Origin of the sequence: Streptococcus sp. HMSC076C09, from assembly GCF_001837905.1 — a bacterium.
Lineage (GTDB): Bacteria > Bacillota > Bacilli > Lactobacillales > Streptococcaceae > Streptococcus > Streptococcus parasanguinis_I.
Map to the genome: position 1 here is coordinate 198374 of NZ_KV834647.1, position 20999 is coordinate 219372.

13 protein-coding genes are annotated in these 20999 nt (G+C 42.4%); 11 read left to right on the top strand and 2 right to left on the bottom strand.

What is annotated here, in order from left to right:
• A partial coding sequence (locus tag HMPREF2704_RS10910; RefSeq protein ID WP_083324089.1) for a Spy0128 family protein occupies nt 1-2235 on the bottom strand: 2235 nt, incomplete at its 3' end.
• Nucleotides 2236-2652: 417 nt separating this feature from the next.
• Here HMPREF2704_RS10910 and HMPREF2704_RS07830 point away from each other — a divergent pair.
• The 4 genes from HMPREF2704_RS07830 (at nt 2653) to HMPREF2704_RS07845 (ending at nt 5644) form a co-directional block, all read left to right on the top strand.
• Nucleotides 2653-3099: a dUTP diphosphatase gene (locus tag HMPREF2704_RS07830; protein WP_042361437.1), complete on the top strand. Its 447-nt coding sequence runs from the start codon at nt 2653-2655 to the stop codon at nt 3097-3099.
• Nucleotide 3100: 1 nt separating this feature from the next.
• Entirely contained in the window at nt 3101-3640 is a 540-nt protein-coding gene (locus tag HMPREF2704_RS07835) for a histidine phosphatase family protein (RefSeq protein ID WP_070674468.1), read from the top strand.
• A 13-nt stretch (nt 3641-3653) separates the two neighbouring features.
• Entirely contained in the window at nt 3654-5012 is a 1359-nt protein-coding gene (gene radA / locus HMPREF2704_RS07840; RefSeq protein WP_083312230.1) for a DNA repair protein RadA, read from the top strand.
• A gap of 137 nt (nt 5013-5149) precedes the next feature.
• Nucleotides 5150-5644 carry a beta-class carbonic anhydrase gene (locus tag HMPREF2704_RS07845; protein WP_031575690.1) on the top strand — a complete coding sequence of 165 codons (495 nt, stop codon included), beginning with the start codon at nt 5150-5152 and terminating at the stop codon, nt 5642-5644.
• A 368-nt stretch (nt 5645-6012) separates the two neighbouring features.
• Here the strand turns inward: HMPREF2704_RS07845 and HMPREF2704_RS07850 are convergent, their stop codons facing one another.
• Nucleotides 6013-9900: a glycoside hydrolase family 66 protein gene (locus tag HMPREF2704_RS07850; protein WP_070674462.1), complete on the bottom strand. Its 3888-nt coding sequence runs from the start codon at nt 9898-9900 to the stop codon at nt 6013-6015.
• 363 nt (nt 9901-10263) lie between these two features.
• Between HMPREF2704_RS07850 and HMPREF2704_RS07855 the strand changes: the two genes are divergently transcribed.
• The 7 genes from HMPREF2704_RS07855 to HMPREF2704_RS11645 all read left to right on the top strand — a co-directional run.
• The gene (locus HMPREF2704_RS07855) at nt 10264-11130 is read left to right on the top strand and encodes an ABC transporter permease (RefSeq protein ID WP_070674459.1); all 867 of its coding nucleotides are present in this window, start codon (nt 10264-10266) and stop codon (nt 11128-11130) included.
• Complete coding sequence (locus tag HMPREF2704_RS07860; RefSeq protein ID WP_031575699.1) at nt 11127-11891, top strand: ABC transporter ATP-binding protein; 765 nt, start codon at nt 11127-11129, stop codon at nt 11889-11891. Before HMPREF2704_RS07855 ends, HMPREF2704_RS07860 begins: the two co-directional genes overlap by 4 nt.
• A gap of 869 nt (nt 11892-12760) precedes the next feature.
• On the top strand, nt 12761-13303 hold the full coding sequence (locus HMPREF2704_RS07865) for a hypothetical protein (RefSeq protein WP_049473337.1): 543 nt from the start codon (nt 12761-12763) through the stop codon (nt 13301-13303).
• 203 nt (nt 13304-13506) lie between these two features.
• Complete coding sequence (locus HMPREF2704_RS07870) at nt 13507-15168, top strand: ribonuclease J (RefSeq protein WP_070674456.1); 1662 nt, start codon at nt 13507-13509, stop codon at nt 15166-15168.
• Between the two features lie 70 nt (nt 15169-15238).
• On the top strand, nt 15239-16021 hold the full coding sequence (locus tag HMPREF2704_RS07875; RefSeq protein WP_070674453.1) for an alpha/beta hydrolase: 783 nt from the start codon (nt 15239-15241) through the stop codon (nt 16019-16021).
• A gap of 383 nt (nt 16022-16404) precedes the next feature.
• The gene (gene gltX / locus HMPREF2704_RS07880) at nt 16405-17862 is read left to right on the top strand and encodes a glutamate--tRNA ligase (protein ID WP_070674450.1); all 1458 of its coding nucleotides are present in this window, start codon (nt 16405-16407) and stop codon (nt 17860-17862) included.
• Nucleotides 17863-18097: 235 nt separating this feature from the next.
• Nucleotides 18098-20999 (top strand): accessory Sec-dependent serine-rich glycoprotein adhesin (locus tag HMPREF2704_RS11645; RefSeq protein WP_141760643.1); only part of this gene is annotated, 2902 nt, incomplete at its 3' end.

Consider the following 20999-nt stretch of genomic DNA (forward strand, 5'->3'; position numbering starts at 1 on the left):
TTCTTTCACCACATAATCTTTTGCTTCTAATCCTATAAAGGTTACAAGACCTTTCTTACCTTCTTCATCTGATGAAGTAGCAGTTGCTTGTCCTTCTCCATAAGGGTTTGCTACAGGAGTCGTACCATCGGCTTCAAAGAGACCAAATACAGCACCTGCAAGAGCTTTCCCTTCTTGATTCACTTTGTGCAATTGGATGCTGTAGAGTTTCAATTCAGGTTTGTCAACCGTCGGAGGAGTTGGTGGAATGGAAGTTGTTACCAATTTGTTAGTGAATGACTTCTTATCACCATATGCCACAGAAGCTTTGAGTGTATTGCTTGCATCATCTTTTGTGACAGTTACGGTCGCATCAATACTTCCTTCATCGTAGGTCATTCCTTTTGTTTTGCTTTCAGGAATGACTTCTTTGATCGTGTAGTGGAAAGTTTTTCCTGCGTCCTCTGATGAATATGAAATGTCATCAAAGGTTACCGTACCATCTGCAGCATTTTGTTTTGTTTGAAGAACTTTTCCGGTTTCATCCAACAATTGGAAATTGAATTCGCCATTCTTCAATTCAGCACCTTCTAAAATCTTGCTAGCTGAAATTTTAGCTTTTGCTGGTTGAGGAGCCGTATAAGTATTTGAGAAGGTTTTATTGTCTGGATAAGCCACATCTGCTTTCAGGTTGTCGCCATCTTTTTTCACCTTAACAGTTACTTGTTTATCAGTCTTGTCATAGGTAATACCTGGGGTATTTCCAGCTACTTCCTTAACAGTGTATGTGTGTTCACCTTCTTCGGTGTACCCAATTGGTGCAAATGTTACTTTTCCGTTTTTGTTTGTAACAGTTTGAAGCTTGTTAGCACCCTCGTACAATTCAAAGCTGAATTCGCCATCTGTTAGATCACGTCCTGTAAGAGTTTTATCTAATTCGATGGTAGCTTTTGTTTCTTTTGGCTTATCTTTCGGATTCACAATCGTTTTCGTTACTGAATGATCAGCACCAAAATCTTCAACATTAACTACAGTATCAGCTTTTTTAATGATATGACCTGAAGGGGCTTCAATTTCAGTTAAGATATATTTATCTTTTAAGAGTTTTCCAACAGCAATATTTCCATTTTCGTCTGATTCAAACTCACCGATAACTTGATTATTAGCTTGACGAACAACTCTAAACTTAGCACCTTTAAGCGGTTGATTTGCATCGTCTACTTTATGAATATTGATTGAGTATACATAACCAACACCAGAACCACCAGCGACTTGAACTGCAGCAACGTTAGTTACATCTTTGCTCTCAATCTCTTTACCTTTAAGAGTTGCCTCGTTTTTCAAAAGTTCACCATCTACAGGTTCATAATTCAATTGTACTTTATAATCGATACGATATTGATCTTGATCAGTAATATCTCCTAAATCAATAACAAATGATTGTCCATCTTCACTGATTGTTATCTTGTGTTGATCAGTTACGTCGACGCGATTAGAGAATACCCACTCACCAGTTTCGTAAGAAAACTTACCTTTGATAACTTTGATACTATCTTTTACATAGGATGCATTCGTAAATCTCAAGTGATCTTCAATTGTTACACCCTTGATATTTTGTTTGTTACGATTGACAGAAATTGTGTATTGAACTTCTTTATGATTTCCGCTATTAACCCAGCTAGTCTTTGTTAAAAGTCTTGGGTTCCCATCACCAATCCCTTTAAAGGAAACTTTGCCGCCAATCTTTGTTTCCCCATTGACGGTTATTTCAACAGGAATCTCACCTTTTTGGGGATGTTTTTTAAAGTCAATACGCGCATAGAAGAAGAACGATCCATTTGTATCGGAATGTTTTTCAACATAATCTGTATAAGTTAATGTTAATCTTTTATTGGTAGCATCAACAGTAGCATGAGCGATAATTTCATTTGTGTTAATATCACGAATTTCAAAACTATCAGAAGTAATCATTAATGCATCTGGCACAGTAACCACCGTTTGGTCTCCTGCCTTAACATTTTTACCTGTTAAATCATATGTAGCATTAATACGGAACGTAGCCCACTGTTCTAAGTCCCAATTAAGATTGCCACCTTCATTACTGGTAACTTGGATATTTTTAATTGTATCCACGAATTTTCCGCTTACTGTCACTCCAGGAGTTTCTGCTGAAGTGCGATTCAGACCTAAAGCGAAAAGCATAGCCACTAAACAAAGGACAAATGAGAAAATTTTAATATTCCTATTCTTTTTCATTTTATCTTCCCTTTTCATAAAAAAATAGTGCCTAATCATCAATGCCTGATTACTCTTAAAGATCTGGATGTTTAAATCCAATCTGTTGGTAATAAGAATTGAATGCTGAGACACGACCTCCATAAAATAATTTTATAGGATAAAATATTTTACTTTTAAAATTATTCCCTACACAGGGAATTATAGCAAAAATAACGCTTATATTCAAGCTAAAAATAGCATTTTTTAGCACAAATTATATGTCATATCAGTCATGATAGTGTTTTATTTTCAGAAAAAACATGAAAACAATATATAACTTCCAGATTGAAGAGAATTCTTTTTAAAAATACGAATAGTAGTATAGAGGAGACGCTAGGGCGAAGTGATGGTATAATAGAAGAGATAGAAACTATTTAGAATGAAAGAGGAATCAGGATGACTAAAATTCGTGGATTTGAACTTGTATCAACCTATACCAATCAGGACTTGTTGCCAAAACGGGAGACAGCACACGCAGCTGGCTACGACTTAAAAGTGGCAGAACGCACGGTGATTGCTCCTGGGGAAATCGTCCTCGTTCCAACTGGGGTCAAGGCCTATATGCAACCGACTGAAGTGCTCTATCTCTATGACCGTTCTTCTAATCCTCGCAAAAAAGGCCTGGTCTTGATCAATTCTGTTGGGGTAATTGATGGGGATTACTATGGCAATCCAGGAAATGAAGGCCATATCTTTGCTCAGATGAAAAACATCACGGACCAAGAAGTCGTCCTTGAAGTCGGGGAACGTGTGGTCCAGGCTGTCTTTGCTCCTTTCTTAATTGCAGATGGAGATGAGGCGGATGGCGTGCGGACCGGTGGATTTGGGTCGACAGGGCACTAAGATGAAGATTATCTTTGTCCGTCATGGGGAGCCAGATTATAGTATGCTTGATAAACTTGAAGATCCGCAACTCTATAGTGGTTTTGGTCGTGATTTAGCACCATTGACAGGAAAAGGTCGCAGTCTGGCAAAAGAAGTTGCTAAAACTGCATGTTTTGGAAAGGCAGAGATTATTATTTCATCGTCTGTGACGAGGGCTTTAGAAACAGCACATTATATAGCAGTTGAAACAGGATTGGACTTGTTTGTGGAGCCGTTTTTTCATGAGTGGCGTTCAGACTTAGATGGCACTAACTCTGATTTAACCAGTGTATTGGTAGCTCATGAATATTATCTAAAACATCAAGGAGCTTTATCTGAAGATTCTCCTTATCGCTATGAAACTGATCTAGAGATGCGTCATCGTTTTTTAAGAGCTTTGGAAAAATATAAAAATTATAAAACTATTATCATTGTAACTCACGGAATGCTCATGCGCCAGTTTGTGCCAAATGAGAAGATTGATTTTTGCCAAGTGATTGAGTGTGAGATAGAGATTTAGAAAGAGGTTTATCATCGCTAAGAAAAAAACGACATTTATTTGTCAAAATTGTGCCTACAATTCACCCAAATACCTAGGACGCTGTCCAAACTGTGGAGCTTGGTCTTCCTTTGTGGAGGAAGTCGAAGTTGCAGAAGTCAAGAATGCGCGTGTGTCCTTGACAGGTGAGAAAACCAAGCCTATGAAATTGGCTGAAGTAACTTCTATTAAAGTCCATCGGACCAAGACAGAAATGGAGGAATTCAACCGCGTCCTTGGAGGTGGAGTGGTACCAGGAAGTCTGGTCCTCATCGGGGGAGATCCAGGGATAGGGAAATCAACCCTGCTCCTTCAAGTCTCGACCCAGTTGTCTCAAGTGGGAACGGTTCTCTATGTCAGTGGCGAGGAGTCTGCCCAGCAGATCAAACTCCGTGCAGAGCGATTGGGAGATATCGATAGCGAGTTTTACCTCTATGCTGAGACCAATATGCAGAGCGTGCGTACAGAGGTAGAGCGGATCCAACCTGACTTTCTTATCATCGATTCGATCCAGACCATTATGTCTCCTGAGATTTCAGGAGTACAAGGATCGGTTTCTCAGGTGCGAGAAGTGACGGCTGAACTCATGCAGCTGGCCAAGACCAATAACATCGCCATCTTCATCGTTGGCCATGTGACCAAGGAAGGAACCTTGGCGGGTCCGCGTATGTTGGAGCACATGGTGGATACGGTGCTCTACTTTGAGGGGGAACGCCACCATACCTTCCGAATTTTGAGGGCAGTCAAGAACCGCTTTGGCTCAACCAATGAGATCGGAATCTTTGAGATGCAATCAGGTGGCTTGGTCGAAGTCCTCAATCCGAGTCAAGTTTTCCTAGAAGAGCGTTTAGACGGTGCGACTGGTTCGTCCATCGTAGTGACCATGGAAGGGACACGTCCAATTCTTGCTGAAGTGCAGGCCTTGGTGACACCGACCATGTTTGGAAATGCCAAGCGGACGACAACGGGGCTTGATTTTAATCGAGCTAGTCTCATCATGGCAGTGCTAGAAAAACGAGCGGGTTTGCTCCTTCAAAATCAGGATGCCTACCTCAAGTCTGCAGGTGGTGTCAAGTTGGATGAGCCAGCTATCGACCTAGCCGTAGCCGTAGCCATTGCTTCCAGCTACAAGGACAAGCCAACCAACCCGCAAGAGTGTTTCGTTGGAGAGTTGGGCTTGACCGGAGAAGTCCGCAGAGTCAATCGGATCGAACAACGGATCAATGAAGCTGCTAAGCTCGGTTTCACCAAGATTTATGTGCCTAAAAATTCTCTGACGGGGATCACGACACCATCAGGTATCCAAGTGGTCGGTGTGAGTACACTGTCTGAAGTCTTGAAGAAAGTATTTTAATAGTTGAAAAGTCTTAAACGGGAAGTTTAAGGCTTTTTTTCAGATGTGACAGATGACAGGAGGTATCCCCTGACAGAAAGGATCGGATGTGGTAAAATAATAGATGATTTGAATTTCAAAGGAATAAAGGAGAGACCATGTCTTATTTTGATAATTTTTTAACAGCCAACCAAGCTTATGTGGCGCTACATGGAGACCTCCGTCTTCCGATTAAGCCCAAAACACAAGTCGCCATCGTGACCTGTATGGATTCCCGTCTTCACGTGGCGCCGGCACTAGGTCTGGCTCTTGGAGATGCCCATATTTTGCGGAATGCTGGAGGGCGCGTGACAGAGGACATGATCCGCTCCTTGGTCATCTCTCAGCAGCAGATGGGTACCCGTGAAATTGTGGTCTTGCACCATACAGACTGTGGCGCACAGACCTTTGAAAACGAAGGTTTCCGTCAGCATCTCAAGAAAGAACTGGGTGTGGATGTAGGAGATCGCGATTTTCTTCCCTTTCAAGATATTGAGGAGAGTGTCCGCGAGGATATGGAGCTTTTAAAGGCATCTCCTTTGATTCCAGAGGATGTCGTTATTTCGGGAGCTGTGTATGATGTGGATACTGGATTGATCTCAGAAGTGAAATGAATTCAGTAAGGTAGACATATTAAAAAGTTCTTCGTTAGCTTGTAAAAACATGCATATATATTATGAAATGTTTCAGAAATTATTCGATTAGTCGTTTCATTCTGTTACTAGTTTCATAGAATTTCCATTGACTTGAAGTGGAGAAAACAGTATACTAGTAAAGCAATTTGATCTTTCAAACTGCCGGCAACAAGGGGAATGAATCCACTTTGAATTGGAATACAGTAGGGTTTGGAGTGGTAGTACTTCACACCCTTATTGTCGTCAGTCACCCTCATAAAAGGGATCTAGACTCTGAATGAGTTGTATAAATATAAAAAAACTTCCTTGGAACAGAATTCCATAGGAAGTTTCTTTGTGTTTGGGATCTACTCTTGTTTCTTTTTGTAAGGGATAAGACTGGACAAACCTGCTAAGAGGCCAAGTCCAAGTAGGGCTAGCTGAGAGGTTTCTTCACCTGTTGCAGGTAGATGAGTTCCTTCTTGAGGGGTGTTAGGAACAACTTCAGGGAGTTCCTCTTTTTGGCTTGTTGTTTCAAGAGGTTTCTCCTCTTCTTTGTTAGAGAGAAGTGCTGATCCCTTTTCTTCATGAGCATCAGTCGTGTTTGCTTTTGTCACGGAAGGAAGAGGGCTGACTGTTTCTTCTTTTTCTGTTTCTGGGGATGGTTGTGGAGTAGGGATTTCTTTGACCTTGTAGGCAAAGATCAAGATGGTTGTTCCAACTTCTACCTTCCCAGTTTGTTCAGCTGCACCGATCCGTTCATAGATGTGGCCGTCGTAGGAGATTTCATCTGGTGCGCTAGCGACGTAATGGGTTCCATTGTCCACATTTGTTGCAATAGCAAGCTCTGGTTGCAATTCAGTGCTAGTATCTTGGATGACAAATCGCGCGATGACTGTTCCCGTAGCTAACTTGTAATCATAGATGACCGTTTTCATTCCCTTAGTGACTGTGCCACTTGGATCAGCAGAATCAGCACGGTGTCCAACTAGATGGTAGATACGACCATCTTTTGTGATTTCTGTTGGGGCCTCACTAGTGTACTTGGTGCCGAAATCTACCTCTGTAGCGAGGTCTTGCGCCTCTTGCAGATCAGTGTCGCCTCCCTCAGTGAGGAATCGTACTCTGACAGATCCTTTGGTGATGGCATAGGTAATAGCAGTATCAGCTGTTGGAGACTCAGGGCTTGGAAGAAGATAGCCTTTGGTCTCGTCAAGAGGATCCACAAGATTTAAGACTTGTCCATGAGCATCTTTTGGCTCTAATCCCTCCACGTAAGGAAGGGTATCGGTAGGAGATGCAATGGCGGTTGGATTTGTGGGATCATTTAGATAAGTGATCTCTTTTTGAGCATGGGCTGGTTCTTTACCAGTAGCATAGCTGATCCTATAGGCACCGACTGGGCGATAGATGACCGTATCTGTGATGTCTGCTGCATCAGCATGAATGCCAGTATGTTCTCCTGCTTTTGTCAGATCAGAAGAGACGGCATCAGTCGATTCTTCTGCTACGACAACATAGCCTTTTTTGACGGGATTTTCAAGAGCTACAAAGCTTGTGCCGTCTTGAGCTGTCCAGTCTTCAAGACTTGTCTCGCCTGTCACCAAATTGATGGTTCCTTTGCGAGCGAAATGAAGTCTGTCAGTTTGATCAGCTATTCCTGCAGACTGGCGGTTAGATCCATCCTGGTCCTCTGTCACATAGGTCACTGTACGGGTCACTGTTTCAGATAAATGATCCAGATCAGCAGTTGTTTGACCAGCTGGAGCTAGAGGAGTTGGATAGACACGACCCTCGCTGTCTCCTGGAACAACTTGACCGGCTTGGATGGGCTGTGTTGCAGAAAATTCTACAATTTTTGGTGCCAAGCGGACAATAAACTCTTGAACGCCATCTTCATTTATGTTGTTAGCGTCGCGGTCAAAGTTTGGTTGTCCGTCTGCATCGAAGCCATTCTCTACTAGTTCATAGCCTTTCTTCAAATAGTTGGCAATGGTTTCTTTTGTCGAGTAGTTGATCTTTTCACCTGTATGACCAACTAAATCACTGGAACGCTCTAGCTCAACTCCGTTTTCGTCTTGATAAAGAACATGAGCGGCTTCATTGAGTTTGACGTAGAGCATATCCCATACATCTAGACTCGGAACATCGATAGCAGCCATCCATTGGCCAGCTCCTCCGTCATAATAAACATTTGCGCTTGTTTCCCGGAGGTTGATGTTGTATTTTCCTTCAACAGCATCAGGTGTTGCCCAGTAAATGCTGGCGTGTTCAGCCTGGTCTTTTGTGATTTTTCCGAGTGGAACAAAAGCTTGAATATTGGTCAATTTTTCGGTTGTATTCACAGCGCTGTTCCATTTGTTTTCAGTGATGCCGACCAAATTGATCAAGTGAGCAATCCGATCACCTGTCTTGGTTTCTTTTGTAATGGTATAAACGGTTCCAGGTTGAACCCCGTCAGCATTATCCAGGTTGGATCCGATGAAGTTGCCGTTTACCAGTACATTTGTATTGTCTACAATCCGACGAGTATCATGTGCTAAGGTGTCGCGACCGCGGAGAAGTTCTTGGTAAGCAACGATGAATTCTTGGTAGTTGAATTCTGCATTGGCAAAGTCAGCATTGACTGGTAGGTTTTGATTGAGATACCATTCTGCTTGGATCACCCCAAAACCTTTAGCATCTTGAGAAGTATTGAGGGCTGCAGTCGTCATATGGTAACCACCGCTCGCTGCGATAATAGCATCTGTCAGCAATTCGTTGTCTTTGCTGAGGGCTGATGCATTTTTACCACGATGGGTATAGGCTGCGATGATAGGAGATTTCCCCTTGTATAAATCACGCATCCGTTCGGTAAGACGCGTCAAGGCTTGGTAGGTAGAGTCATAGGCAATGCTATCTCCCCAAACTTCCGCATAAGGTGCAGAGACATTGGTCTTACCTAGTCGATCAGCATCTCCAGTAGAGATATCGTTGATCATGAAGTCATAGCCTTCTTTTTTGAGGGCCTCTGTTGCAGCTGTGGCTAGTTCTGGATAGTGTTCGCTCAAAGAGAAGCCTTTTCCAGGTTCACTGACTTTTTCCACCCAGTTAGAGCCCATGGTATCCCCTTGCCATCCATCAAAATTCCCTTCTTTCATGGCTTTGGTCATGACTTCAATGATAAATTTTTGCCAATTTGGATCACCCGGATCGAGAAATTGTTGGATATCAGTCGCTGTGACATCACCCTTTTTACCGAAGTTGAAATGGTCTTGTAGATTGCGAACAATGGCACTGTTCACTTCATTTGGGACCCCTTCTTCGAGGGAAACTGCGTAAATCATGTTATACAGCATGGCTTTGGCACCAGTTGAATGAACATGAGCCACTAGCTCTTTGACTGCTTCTGTATCGATGACAGGCAAGTAGGACTTGCGCTTGTCAGGATCTGTTTCGCTATTTGGAATCAAGAAAGTCGCCCAATCTTGAGTGAAACGTTCAACATTTGCTGGGAATGGGTTAGCTGGCGTATTGTAAACGTCGTAGAAGAAGTAGTTGTTGATGTGCATATTGGCCAATTGGTCAATACTATTCTTGTAGCCTTCTACCTGATCATTGGTGATGGAGTTGTGATTGTCTTTTGAGCCGGCAACCACCCCATAACGTGGGTAGATCGTCCAGTCATCTTCAACAGCAAGACCCGCTGCCTTATGAAAGGCTTGGGAGCCATCTGCTTTCTTACCAAGGACATCAACGATAAATCCAGCATTAGGTGAAAAGATCGTATTTGGAATCGTCAGTTCGCCGCCTTCAACGTTTTTCTTTTCATAAATGACCTGATCTAAATGAGAGACAGTGACATCAGATGAAACCACTTCAGGGTTGTTGATGGAGATCCGGACGTCTTCCCCACTTTTATAAGTCGCTTTATCAAAGGTGACGTCGTTGGTGATTTTTGGAGTATTATAAGTAGTTGCTGGAGCTGCACTGACCGGTTGAGTGGCAGTAACAGTTGGTGTTGATTCCGATGGCGAAGACGTTGCTTCCGTCGTAGCACCTTCCTCACTAGTAGTGGTAGGAGTACTGGTGTTGGTTGCTGCTGGTTGAGCGGTTGCTGAAATCTCAGAAGTCGGATTGGTGTTGACCTCGTCAGCCATGGCAACAGAGCTTACCATCAAGGCTCCAAAAAGGGTAATCATAGAGACCAATGTCTTGTTGCGTTTGCGGAAATAGCCGTGCCCTTTTTCAGAGACACTATTTTTTTCTTGTTTCATTTTTTTCTCCCACATACAGTCTAAATAAGTAAATCAACGTTTCTACATTATTTGTTCATTTTATACCAAATAAGTATACGATTTTTCACTAGATAGTGTCAATTTTGGAAAGAAAGTGAATTGAATGTTTTCTTGAAAGTGCCAGAAAATAGCTTTAAATGTGAGTTTTTAAATATTGATATTTATATCCAAAAAAATATTTGCAAAAAAATGAACCGCAAAAATAGTTTAGTTCGTTTTTTTGACATAAAATTAAACAAAACACAAAGGTAAAAAATAAATGTAAGAAGAAGCATTAATTTCCTATAGGTTCTCCTCCCTATTTATGTTACAATTAAACTACTATTATCGAAGGGAGAAACTATGATTAATTCAATTGTTTCACAAGGTTTGATTTGGGCCATTTTAGGGTTAGGAATCTTTATGACGTTCCGAATTCTAGATTTTCCAGATATGACGACAGAAGGCTCCTTCCCGCTTGGAGGAGCGGTGGCGGTGACCTTGATTACTAAAGGGGTCAACCCGCTCCTTGCGACGCTGGCTGCTATTGGTGCAGGGTGTTTGGCGGGACTTGCGACGGGTCTTCTCTACACAAAAGGAAGAATCCCGACACTCTTGTCAGGGATCCTCGTAATGACGTCTTGTAACTCGGTTATTCTCTTTGTCATGCAGCGGGCTAATTTGGGACTTTTGGGCTATAAAAAATTACAGGAATTTCTTCCTTTTGCCAGTGGGTTCAATGAGATTCTGATTGGTTTGATTTTCGTAACGCTTGTGATCCTTGGTTTGATCTTCTTCTTGGATACACGCTTGGGTCAAGCCTATATTGCGACAGGGGACAATCCAGATATGGCCAAGAGCTTTGGGATCAACACCGACCGGATGGAATTGATGGGCTTGGTCATTTCAAATGGGATTATTGCTCTTTCTGGTGCACTGATGGCCCAGCAAGAAGGCTATGCGGATGCTTCACGTGGGATTGGTGTCATCGTTATTGGGCTTGCCAGCCTTATTATTGGAGAGGTGCTCTTTTCAAATGTCACTTTGACAGAGCGCTTGCTCAGTATTGCGATCGGATCGATCGCCTACCAATTTTTGATTTGGGCCGTGATTGCGCTTGGCATCAATACCAGCTATATTCGAATCTTCAGTGCCTTGATCTTGGCTATCTGCCTGATGATTCCAACCTTTAAGGGAAAAATCATGAAAGGAGCGAAACTCAGTAAATGACAGCAATTGTAGAATTAAAAAATGTAACCAAAGCCGTGAGCAATGGGATGAACGAAGAAAAAGTCATTCTGGATGATGTTTCCTTGGAAATTCGAGAGCATGATTTTATCACGATTTTGGGGGGTAATGGAGCTGGAAAATCAACCCTCTTTAATACCATTGCAGGGACGCTTCCGGTGAGCAGTGGGAAAATTTATATTTTGGGGGAAGATGTAACCAACTATTCTCCTGAAAAGAGAGCCAAGTACCTATCGCGGGTCTTTCAAGATCCTAAAATGGGGACAGCACCTCGCATGACAGTAGCGGAAAACCTCTTGGTAGCGAAGTTTCGTGGAGAAAAACGTGGTTTGATTCCGCGTCACTTGGCCAGCTATAAAGAAGAGTTTCAAACAGTCCTTGCTAAGATCGGCAATGGCTTGGAAAATCATATCGACACTGCTGTTGAGTTTCTATCAGGGGGGCAACGACAAGCCTTGAGTCTGTTGATGGCGACACTGAAACGTCCAGAACTCTTACTTTTAGACGAACACACTGCAGCCTTGGATCCAAAAACTAGTCAGGCCCTCATGACCTTGACCGATGAGTTTGTGAAACAAGATGCCCTCACAGCTCTTATGATCACTCACCATATGGAAGATGCTTTGAAATATGGAAATCGCTTGATTGTCATGAAAGACGGACACATCGTCCAAGACCTCAATCAAGAAGAAAAAGCCCAAATGACCATCGCAGACTACTATCAATTGTTTGAGAAAGAATAAGATACAAAGCCCGTAAAATGCAAAGTGAAAATAGGGAGTAGGACAGAAGCTATACGATTGTGGACGCTTCGTCGTCCTACCCCTACAAGGCTGATTAGAATTCTTCCGAGCTGATTAAGCGAGAGAAGAGTTCAATCAGCTACTGTGTTTTACCTAGAGGCTTCACTAAAATACAAACTCATTTTAGAAATGTTTCTCACGGCGGATAGTTTCAGAGTATGTTTGCATGAGTCTAATAGTAACGATCGATTTAATTTTTTAGTATTACTTAGGTTGTTTGATGTGGAAGTAGTTTGTCTACAGCTAAGTTAGAGACTTGCTCTCTAACTTTTTCTTTTCCTTAAATCATCTATAAAACCGCATAAAAATAGGAACTAGTTTCAGCCGAAATCGCTTGCAATTGCTTAGGGAGCTGAGTATAATATAGTTAGAAAGATGAAGAAGGGATTGATACCAATGCCTTATCGAGTTAAAATTTAGGTTACTTCGTTTTAGGCCTGTTTTGCTGATATCTGTTCATGCTCTTATCGTAAAAGAGCAGTCATGTCGTGTGTGTCGGATCGGTTGGACGGTCGGGCAAACCTGCTTAGTTTGTCCGGAGACATAAGAAAACGTGGAAATAGTAGGTAGAAGCTTTTTGTAAAGGTTTTCAAACTTCGATGCGTCCAGTCGAAAACTAATCATTTGGATTTAGGATAGCAAAGAAAACCTCTGGTATTTTACACAAATACTATTAAATGAAATCAACATCATAAACATTGTTTTGTTAGCCAAAAGGTTAATTGCACCAAGTCAGTGAAGCAGACCAGGCCTCTAGTCCCGTAAGACTGGAGGCCATTTTTATAAAATACTCAGGAGGAGGTGAGAGTATGGGATTGTCGTATGCGCAAGAATATAGTTGTCGGGACCATTTTCGGCAAAGAGCTTTTGAGCGCTTTGGCGTAGATGATCAGCACTTGAATAAGTGGATCAACCAACACCTCTCCTCCCTCTCTCCTTATGATAGTAATGTGGTTCAACCGGCTAATACAGAAGCTTATGTAGCCAGTGATGGCGTCATCTTTGTCTGCAATATCAAAAGTCGGGAGTTCATCACTTGCTTTAAGGCGGTCAATTACCAAGAATCTAAGGAAGAAGAGGAAGCTTATACGGATATTCACGAAAACAATGTCGCTTCCTTCAAAAAAGATGTAAACCACCTAGTCAATCGCTACCGACTCAAGGAAGCCAAAGAGCTGTTTGAAAACATTGGGGAGGACTTGGATGATTTTTATCGCCTGTCCCAAGCGGTCAAGAACGGCCAATTGAGCGAGCGAAATAGTAAGCGCCTAGAGGAATTGTTAGGCAAGTTTCATGTGATCAAGGCAGCCATGCGGATCATTGAAAATAAACGGGGAGATTACCATCTTTAGGGTCTTTTCCCCCTAAAAATAGGCGCCTAGAAGCCCTCTCATCTGAAATAGATGAGAGGACTTTTTTGCTGTGGAAAGCTTTTTGAAAAAAAGAGAAAAAAATTGTATAATAGAGTGGATATGCAAGTATTTGCAAAGCTGTAATTCGACTTGGGCGACCAAGGACCGTAAGTATTAAAATAATCACACTAAAGGAGACAACAGTGAGTAGTATTAAATTAGTCACTCTTGGCGGTGTTCGAGAAAATGGGAAAAATCTCTACGTTGCCGAAGTGAACGATTCAATTTTTGTCTTGGATGCAGGTTTGAAGTATCCAGAAAATGAGCAACTTGGGGTGGATGTCGTTATCCCCAACATGGATTATCTATTTGAAAACAAGGACCGCATTGCGGGTGTTTTCTTGACCCACGGTCATGCGGATGCCATTGGGGCCTTGCCTTATCTTTTGGCGGAAGCGAAAGTCCCTGTATTCGGGACAGAGTTAACCATTGAGTTAGCTAAACTTTTTGTAAAAAGCAATGACAGTGTGAAGAAATTCAACGACTTCCATGTCATCGATCAGAATTCTGAGATTGATTTTGGTGATGCCGTCGTCTCTTTCTTTCAAACAACCCACTCCATCCCTGAAAGTATCGGGATTGTGATTGGCACTCCTGAGGGCAATATCGTCTATACAGGAGACTTTAAATTTGACCAAACTGCTAGTGAGTCTTATGCGACGGACTTTGCTCGCCTAGCTGAGATTGGACGTGAGGGTGTGCTTGCCCTCCTGAGTGATTCGGCCAACGCAGATAGCAAGATGCAAGTTGCTAGTGAGCAAGAGGTGGGCGATGAAATCCTGGATACCATTGCGGACTGGGATGGTCGTGTCATCGTAGCGGCGGTAGCCAGCAACCTTTCTCGGATCCAGCAGGTCTTTGATGCTGCAGCTGGGACTGGCCGCCGGGTGGTCTTGACAGGGTTTGATGTGGAAAACATCGTCCGCACAGCCATCCGCTTGAATAAATTATCTCTTGCCAACGAAAAACTCTTGATCAAGCCAAAAGAAATGAGTCGTTTTGAGGACCATGAATTGATCATTTTGGAAACAGGCCGGATGGGTGAACCGATCAATGGTTTGCGTAAGATGTCGATTGGTCGTCACCGCTATGTGGAAATCAAAGATGGGGACTTGGTTTACATCGTCACAACGCCGTCTATTGCTAAAGAAGCTGTGGTGGCTCGTGTGGAAAACATGATCTACCAAGCAGGTGGCATTGTCAAATTGATCACGTCAAGCTTGCGCGTGTCTGGTCACGGAAACGCACGGGACTTGCAGTTGATGATCAACCTTCTTCGTCCTAAATATCTCTTCCCAATCCAAGGGGAATACCGTGAATTGGATGCCCATGCACGAGTGGCGATGGAAGTTGGTATTTTGCCTGAGAACATATTTATTCCAAAACGCGGAACGGTAATGGAGTACGAAAAGGGTGACTTCGTTCCTGCCGGTAGCGTCTCAGCAGGAGATGTCATGATCGATGGGAATGCCATTGGTGATGTGGGCAATATTGTCCTTCGTGACCGCAAGGTCTTGTCAGAAGACGGGATCTTTATCGTGGCGATCACGGTGAATCGCAAAGAGAAGAAAATTATTTCCAAAGCGCGCGTGCACACCCGTGGTTTTGTCTATGTCAAGAAGAGTCGGGATATTCTTCGTGAAAGTTGCGAATTGGTCAACCAAAGCGTTGAAGACTATTTGGCGCAAGACAGCTTTGACTGGGGTGAGTTAAAAGGTTTGGTACGCGACAACTTGTCTAAGTTCTTATTTGAACAAACCAAACGCCGTCCAGCCATCCTACCAGTCGTGATGGAAGTGAAATAATAGAAGAAATGGAAACGCTTGGCGGCCCGAGGCTTGCCGAGTGTTTTTAACAGTAGAAAGAGGAAATCAAATGGCAGTTATGCAGATTGAGTATTATTCAGAAGCCTTGAAGATGGAGTGGGGCGTGTCCGTCCTTTATCCTGATGCATCGCGCGTGGAAGATCCAGCGGATACGGATATTCCAGTCCTTTATCTCTTACACGGGATGAATGGCAACCACCACTCTTGGTTGAAGCGAACCAATGTGGAGCGCATTTTGCGAAATACCAATCTGATCGTGGTCCTACCTAATACCAATAATGGTTTTTACACAGATACCCAGTATGGTTACAACTACTACACAGCCATTGCGGAGGAATTGCCAGAGACTCTTTCTCGCTTCTTCCCTAATATGACCAAGAAACGGGAGAAGACCTTTATTGCTGGTCTATCCATGGGTGGCTATGGATCGATGCTCTTGGCTCTCAAGACCAATCGTTTCTCTCATGCGGCTAGTTTTTCTGGAGCACTTAGTTTTCACGATAGAGACTTTGAAAACAATGACTTGGAACAACCAGCTTTTTGGAAGGGAATTTTTGGAGAGATTGAGGATTGGACGTCCAGTCCCTATTCGCTAGAGACTGCTGCCAAGAAGTTTTCAGATAAGAAGACCAAACTCTGGATCTGGTGTGGGGAGCAGGATTTCCTTTATGAAGCCAATAATTTTGAAGTCAAGGAATTAGAAAAGTTAGGCTTGGATGTCACCTATACCCACAGCCCAGGTAAGCACGAATGGTTCTACTGGGAACGTGAGTTGGAGCACTTTTTACAAACCCTACCAATCGACTTTGAATTAGAAGAAAGACTAAGTTAAGATACAAAGGGCGTAGCGGATACAGTCAAAATAGGGAGTAGGACAGAAGCGATATCATTTATAAGCGCTTCGTCGTCGTACCCCCACAAGACTGATTAGGTATTCTTCTGAGCTTAGAAAGCGACAGAAGAATCCAATCAGCTACTGTGTCTTGAATTAATTGCTATTTAGCTTGCGTTTTTGACACAATCAGCAGCCCGTGTTCGTTTAATAAGATACAAATAGATTGGATATAAGTCGGAGCATTTGTTCTGGCTTTTTTTATATATAGGAAGAAAAGCTAGAAAGGCCACTTATTCATTTCAGTCCTGCTTTCTTTGTGGTATAATAGGAACGATTGAAAAATGAGCTAGAAATAGCGAACAAGATAAGAGGAGAGAAATATGGCAAAAGATATTCGTGTGCGTTATGCACCAAGTCCAACTGGACTACTACACATCGGAAATGCTCGTACAGCATTGTTTAACTACTTGTATGCACGCCACCATGGTGGAACCTTTATCATCCGTATCGAAGATACGGACCGCAAACGTCATGTCGAAGACGGAGAACGCTCACAACTTGAAAACCTTCGTTGGTTGGGCATGGACTGGGATGAAAGTCCTGAGACGCATGAAAACTACCGCCAGTCTGAACGTTTGGAACTCTATCAAACATACATTGACCAACTCTTGGCGGAAGGAAAAGCCTACAAATCTTACGTCACTGAAGAAGAGTTAGCGGCTGAACGTGAACGTCAAGAAGCAGCCGGTGAAACACCTCGCTACATCAACGAATACCTTGGAATGAGCGAAGAAGAAAAAGCAGCTTACGTTGCAGAACGTGAAGCTGCAGGGATTATCCCGACTGTTCGTTTGGCAGTGAATGAGTCAGGTATTTACAAGTGGCATGACATGGTCAAAGGTGATATCGAGTTTGAAGGTGGCAATATCGGTGGTGACTGGGTTATCCAAAAGAAAGATGGTTACCCAACATATAACTTTGCCGTTGTCATCGATGACCACGATATGCAAATCTCTCACGTCATCCGTGGAGATGACCATATTGCCAACACTCCAAAACAACTTATGGTTTATGAAGCGCTTGGATGGGAAGCACCTGAGTTTGGTCACATGACACTTATCATCAATTCTGAGACTGGTAAGAAGTTGTCTAAACGGGACACCAACACCCTTCAATTTATCGAAGATTACCGTAAGAAAGGGTACCTTCCAGAAGCAGTCTTTAACTTTATCGCCCTTCTTGGTTGGAACCCTGGTGGGGAAGATGAGATCTTCTCTCGCGAAGAACTTATCAAGCTCTTTGATGAAAACCGCCTTAGCAAGTCTCCAGCAGCCTTCGATCAGAAGAAACTTGACTGGATGAGCAATGACTATATCAAGAATGCGGATCTTGCGACCATCTTTGAAATGGCCAAACCATTCCTTGAAGCAGCAGGTCGTTTGACAGACAAGGCTGAGAAATTGGTGGAACTCTACAAACCACAAATGAAATCAGTGGACGAAATCGTTCCATTGACAGACCTCTTCTTTGCAGACTTCCCAGAATTGACGGAAGCTGAGCGAGAAGTCATGGCTGGTGAAACAGTGCCAACGGTACTTGAAGCCTTCAAAGCAAAACTTGAAGCCATGTCAGACGATGAGTTTGTGGCAGAAAATATCTTCCCACAAATCAAAGCGGTCCAAAAAGAAACTGGTATCAAAGGGAAGAACCTCTTCATGCCAATCCGTATCGCCGTTTCAGGTGAAATGCATGGTCCTGAATTGCCAGATACCATCTACTTGCTTGGACGTGAGAAATCCATCCAACACATTGAAAAAATGTTGGAAGAAATCAGATAATTATCAGAAAAACCCCTATTAAAAGGGGTTTTTTGTTTTAGCTCTAAAGTCGAAGTATTATAGGAGTTTATCAAAAAAATGCCCCGGTTTGACAAAAAAAGAACATGAAAACGGATTTCTTTATGTAAAGAAAAATTTTTTAAAAAAAATACTAATAATTGAGGATAATTGCTTGAAATATTTCCAAAGTAGTCTATAATATAAAGGAAATAGAAAATGTATTAAGGAGACAGAAATGTTTTTTAAGCGTTCGAACGGTGAGTTCCGTGAAACGGATCGTGTGACTCGTTTTAAATTGATCAAGTCAGGTAAGAACTGGTTGCGTGCAGCAACTTCTAACTTTGGTCTTTTGAAAGTTATCCGCGGTCAGGTCGAAGAAACTGTAGTAGCTGAAGTTCGTGAAGATGAAGTATCAGCAACAGAAATGACAAGCCGAGGCTTGCTCAAAGGGATCGTAGCAGCAGGGGCTGTTCTTGGTGCAGCTACAGTAGCGAATACTGCTAAAGCTGATGAAACTGGATCAGCTGTAGCAACTGCATCTGAACTTTCAAGTGAAGCTCTTGCAGTGCAAGGAAGTACTGTACTTGGTACAACTTCAACTACTGAATCAACTACTGAATCTACAACAGAATCAGCAAGTGCATCTACATCAGCAAGCACTTCAACATCTGTAAGTGTCTCTGTATCTGAGTCAGCTTCATTGAGCGAACAAGGATCTGCAGAACTTTCAGCAGCTCTTAGCGAATCAGCTGTAGCAACTGCATCTGAAGCAACTTCAGAAACAACTACAACTGTATCTAAATCTGAAGACAAGGTTGTCTTAGAACAAAATTCTTCAGAAGCAGCCTTGTTGAACAAGATTGCAGGGGACTACTCAGCTACTGTTTCAGCTCCAGAAAAGAAAGCAGCACTTGATGCTGCCATCGCTAAAGTTCAAACAGAATTGACAGCAAGCAACAGCTTGATCAACGCGAATGCATCAGCTCAAGCTTATGCTGATCAACGCGAACGTTTGAGCAAGTCAGTAGATGACATGATGGCAACCTTGACTGCGGCAGGATTTACTGGTAACACAACAGTAAATGGTGCTCCAGCAGTTTATGCGCAATTGGATGCTATTGCTACATCAAGCACAAATCCATCTGGTGTTGCTGTAACTCCAGGAATGTCAGATCCAAACGGTGCGAGCCTTACAGATCGTACACAAGCGATCCCTTCAGGATACGCAGCTGACCCAACTTCAGGTCGTTTGACATTTGGTATTTGGAATCTTTCTTCATACAACCAACTTTACAACAAAAACTACTACATTACATTGTCTGTAGACAAGACAAATAGTGCATCAAATCCAAATGTATTTGTTCGTTTGGTTGATAAAACAACTGGTAGTGAAGTTGCGAATACAACATTGAGTAATGCTGTTGCCGCTAAAGAAATCAACCTTGGTGACCTTTCAAGTCAGAAATACTATCCATACCTTGTTTATAATGCTTCTACAGATGGAAATCCATCTAGTGTCGATATCATTATCAAGCACAATGAAGATTTGAATCCTAGTGGTTTTGATTACAAGACAGAGCAAGTCTATGACTACCTTACACCTGCTAACCAAGGTGAAAAGAAACCGAACGTTGAAATTGCTGTACCATCAACTAAGATGAATCAAACAACTCACTATAAAGTAGTTGATACAGCTTCATCGACTTATGATGCTTCTCGTTCAGATTCTGATGTAACAACTCAAAGCTACAAACCAACTGGTAATGAAACAGAACTTGCTTCATATACCCAAACAGGTATCCAAGGTCAAGATTATACTGCATCAAATCCTCGTGAATTTGTTGGTTATAAGTTGTACCAAGCAGCAGACGCTTCAACTATGTCTGGTGAATTAGGTAATACTGTAGGTACTAAATATGCCGAACTCAAGGGTGGTCGTCAACATTACTACGCAAAACGGATTCGTGAAGTAGTTGCCAACGATGGTTCAACAGTTACTAAGATTTATGTATTGGATCCATCTGCTGTTTCTACTTATAATGAATCAGTAATGGCAAATAACACTGATACAACAGGATATACACTTGTTTACACAACTCCAGTGATTAAACCAGGTGACAAGTATATTCCTGCAGCAACAAACATGGATGCTGATAAACGTCTCGTTTCAAGCAAGAACGGTGACTACCAATTGTCTGTTTCTCCATGGCACAATCCAGAAAAACCAAATGAAGGTTTAGTATATATCACAGGTTGGTATACAGCTGGTCATCACGGCGACGTAAATTATATGTTTACTGATGAACCTAAGGGTACAGCTAATGTTGTTGAAGGTGGTAACTCGCAAAATGTTATCGGTGGACGTACGAAATATGGTATCGATAAAGCAACAGGTAAGATTGTCACTGATTCTTTAGGTAATCCAGTGAAATCTACTGGTGGATTTGGTAACCAATACTCAATTCCAGATGCAAATGAAAAACCATCTGGTGATACGGTTCACTACTACCGTAAGTGGGATAATTCTGAGTCAGCTTCACACTCACAATCGCAATCTAACTCACAATCACTATCAGAATCAGAAATTGTGTCTAACTCACAATCTGTTTCACAATCACAATCAACATCTGAAAAGACTTCTAAATCAATTTCTGAATCTGCATCAGCATCGTTGAGCGAATCTACACGTGAATCAGCTTCAACATCAGCAAGTCAATCAGTATCATTGAGCACATCGGCTTCAACAAGTGCATCAACGTCAGCAAGTCAATCAGCATCGTTGAGCACATCGGCTTCAACAAGTGCATCAACATCAGCAAGCCAATCAGCATCATTGAGCACATCGGCTTCAACAAGTGCATCAACGTCAGCAAGTCAATCAGCATCATTGAGCACATCGGCTTCAACAAGTGCATCAACGTCAGCAAGTCAATCAGCATCATTGAGCACATCAGCTTCAGTAAGTGCATCAACAACTCAAAGCAACTCTGAATCAAATACTGAATCAGCGTCACAATCTATTTCAGAATCACGTTCTGAGTCAGCATCAATTTCATTATCTGAATCAGTATCATTGTCTGAATCATTGTCTGAATCAGCTTCAACATCAGCATCTGAATCAGCATCAACGTCAGCAA

Coding starts and splice junctions, on each gene's coding strand:
- HMPREF2704_RS07850 (WP_070674462.1), bottom strand. CDS start 9,900: ATGAAACAAGAAAAAAATAGTGTCTCTGAAAAAGGGCACGGCTATTTC.
- HMPREF2704_RS07855 (WP_070674459.1), top strand. CDS start 10,264: ATGATTAATTCAATTGTTTCACAAGGTTTGATTTGGGCCATTTTAGGG.
- HMPREF2704_RS07845 (WP_031575690.1), top strand. CDS start 5,150: ATGTCTTATTTTGATAATTTTTTAACAGCCAACCAAGCTTATGTGGCG.
- HMPREF2704_RS07860 (WP_031575699.1), top strand. CDS start 11,127: ATGACAGCAATTGTAGAATTAAAAAATGTAACCAAAGCCGTGAGCAAT.
- HMPREF2704_RS07830 (WP_042361437.1), top strand. CDS start 2,653: ATGACTAAAATTCGTGGATTTGAACTTGTATCAACCTATACCAATCAG.
- HMPREF2704_RS07835 (WP_070674468.1), top strand. CDS start 3,101: ATGAAGATTATCTTTGTCCGTCATGGGGAGCCAGATTATAGTATGCTT.
- HMPREF2704_RS07875 (WP_070674453.1), top strand. CDS start 15,239: ATGGCAGTTATGCAGATTGAGTATTATTCAGAAGCCTTGAAGATGGAG.
- HMPREF2704_RS07865 (WP_049473337.1), top strand. CDS start 12,761: ATGGGATTGTCGTATGCGCAAGAATATAGTTGTCGGGACCATTTTCGG.
- gltX (WP_070674450.1), top strand. CDS start 16,405: ATGGCAAAAGATATTCGTGTGCGTTATGCACCAAGTCCAACTGGACTA.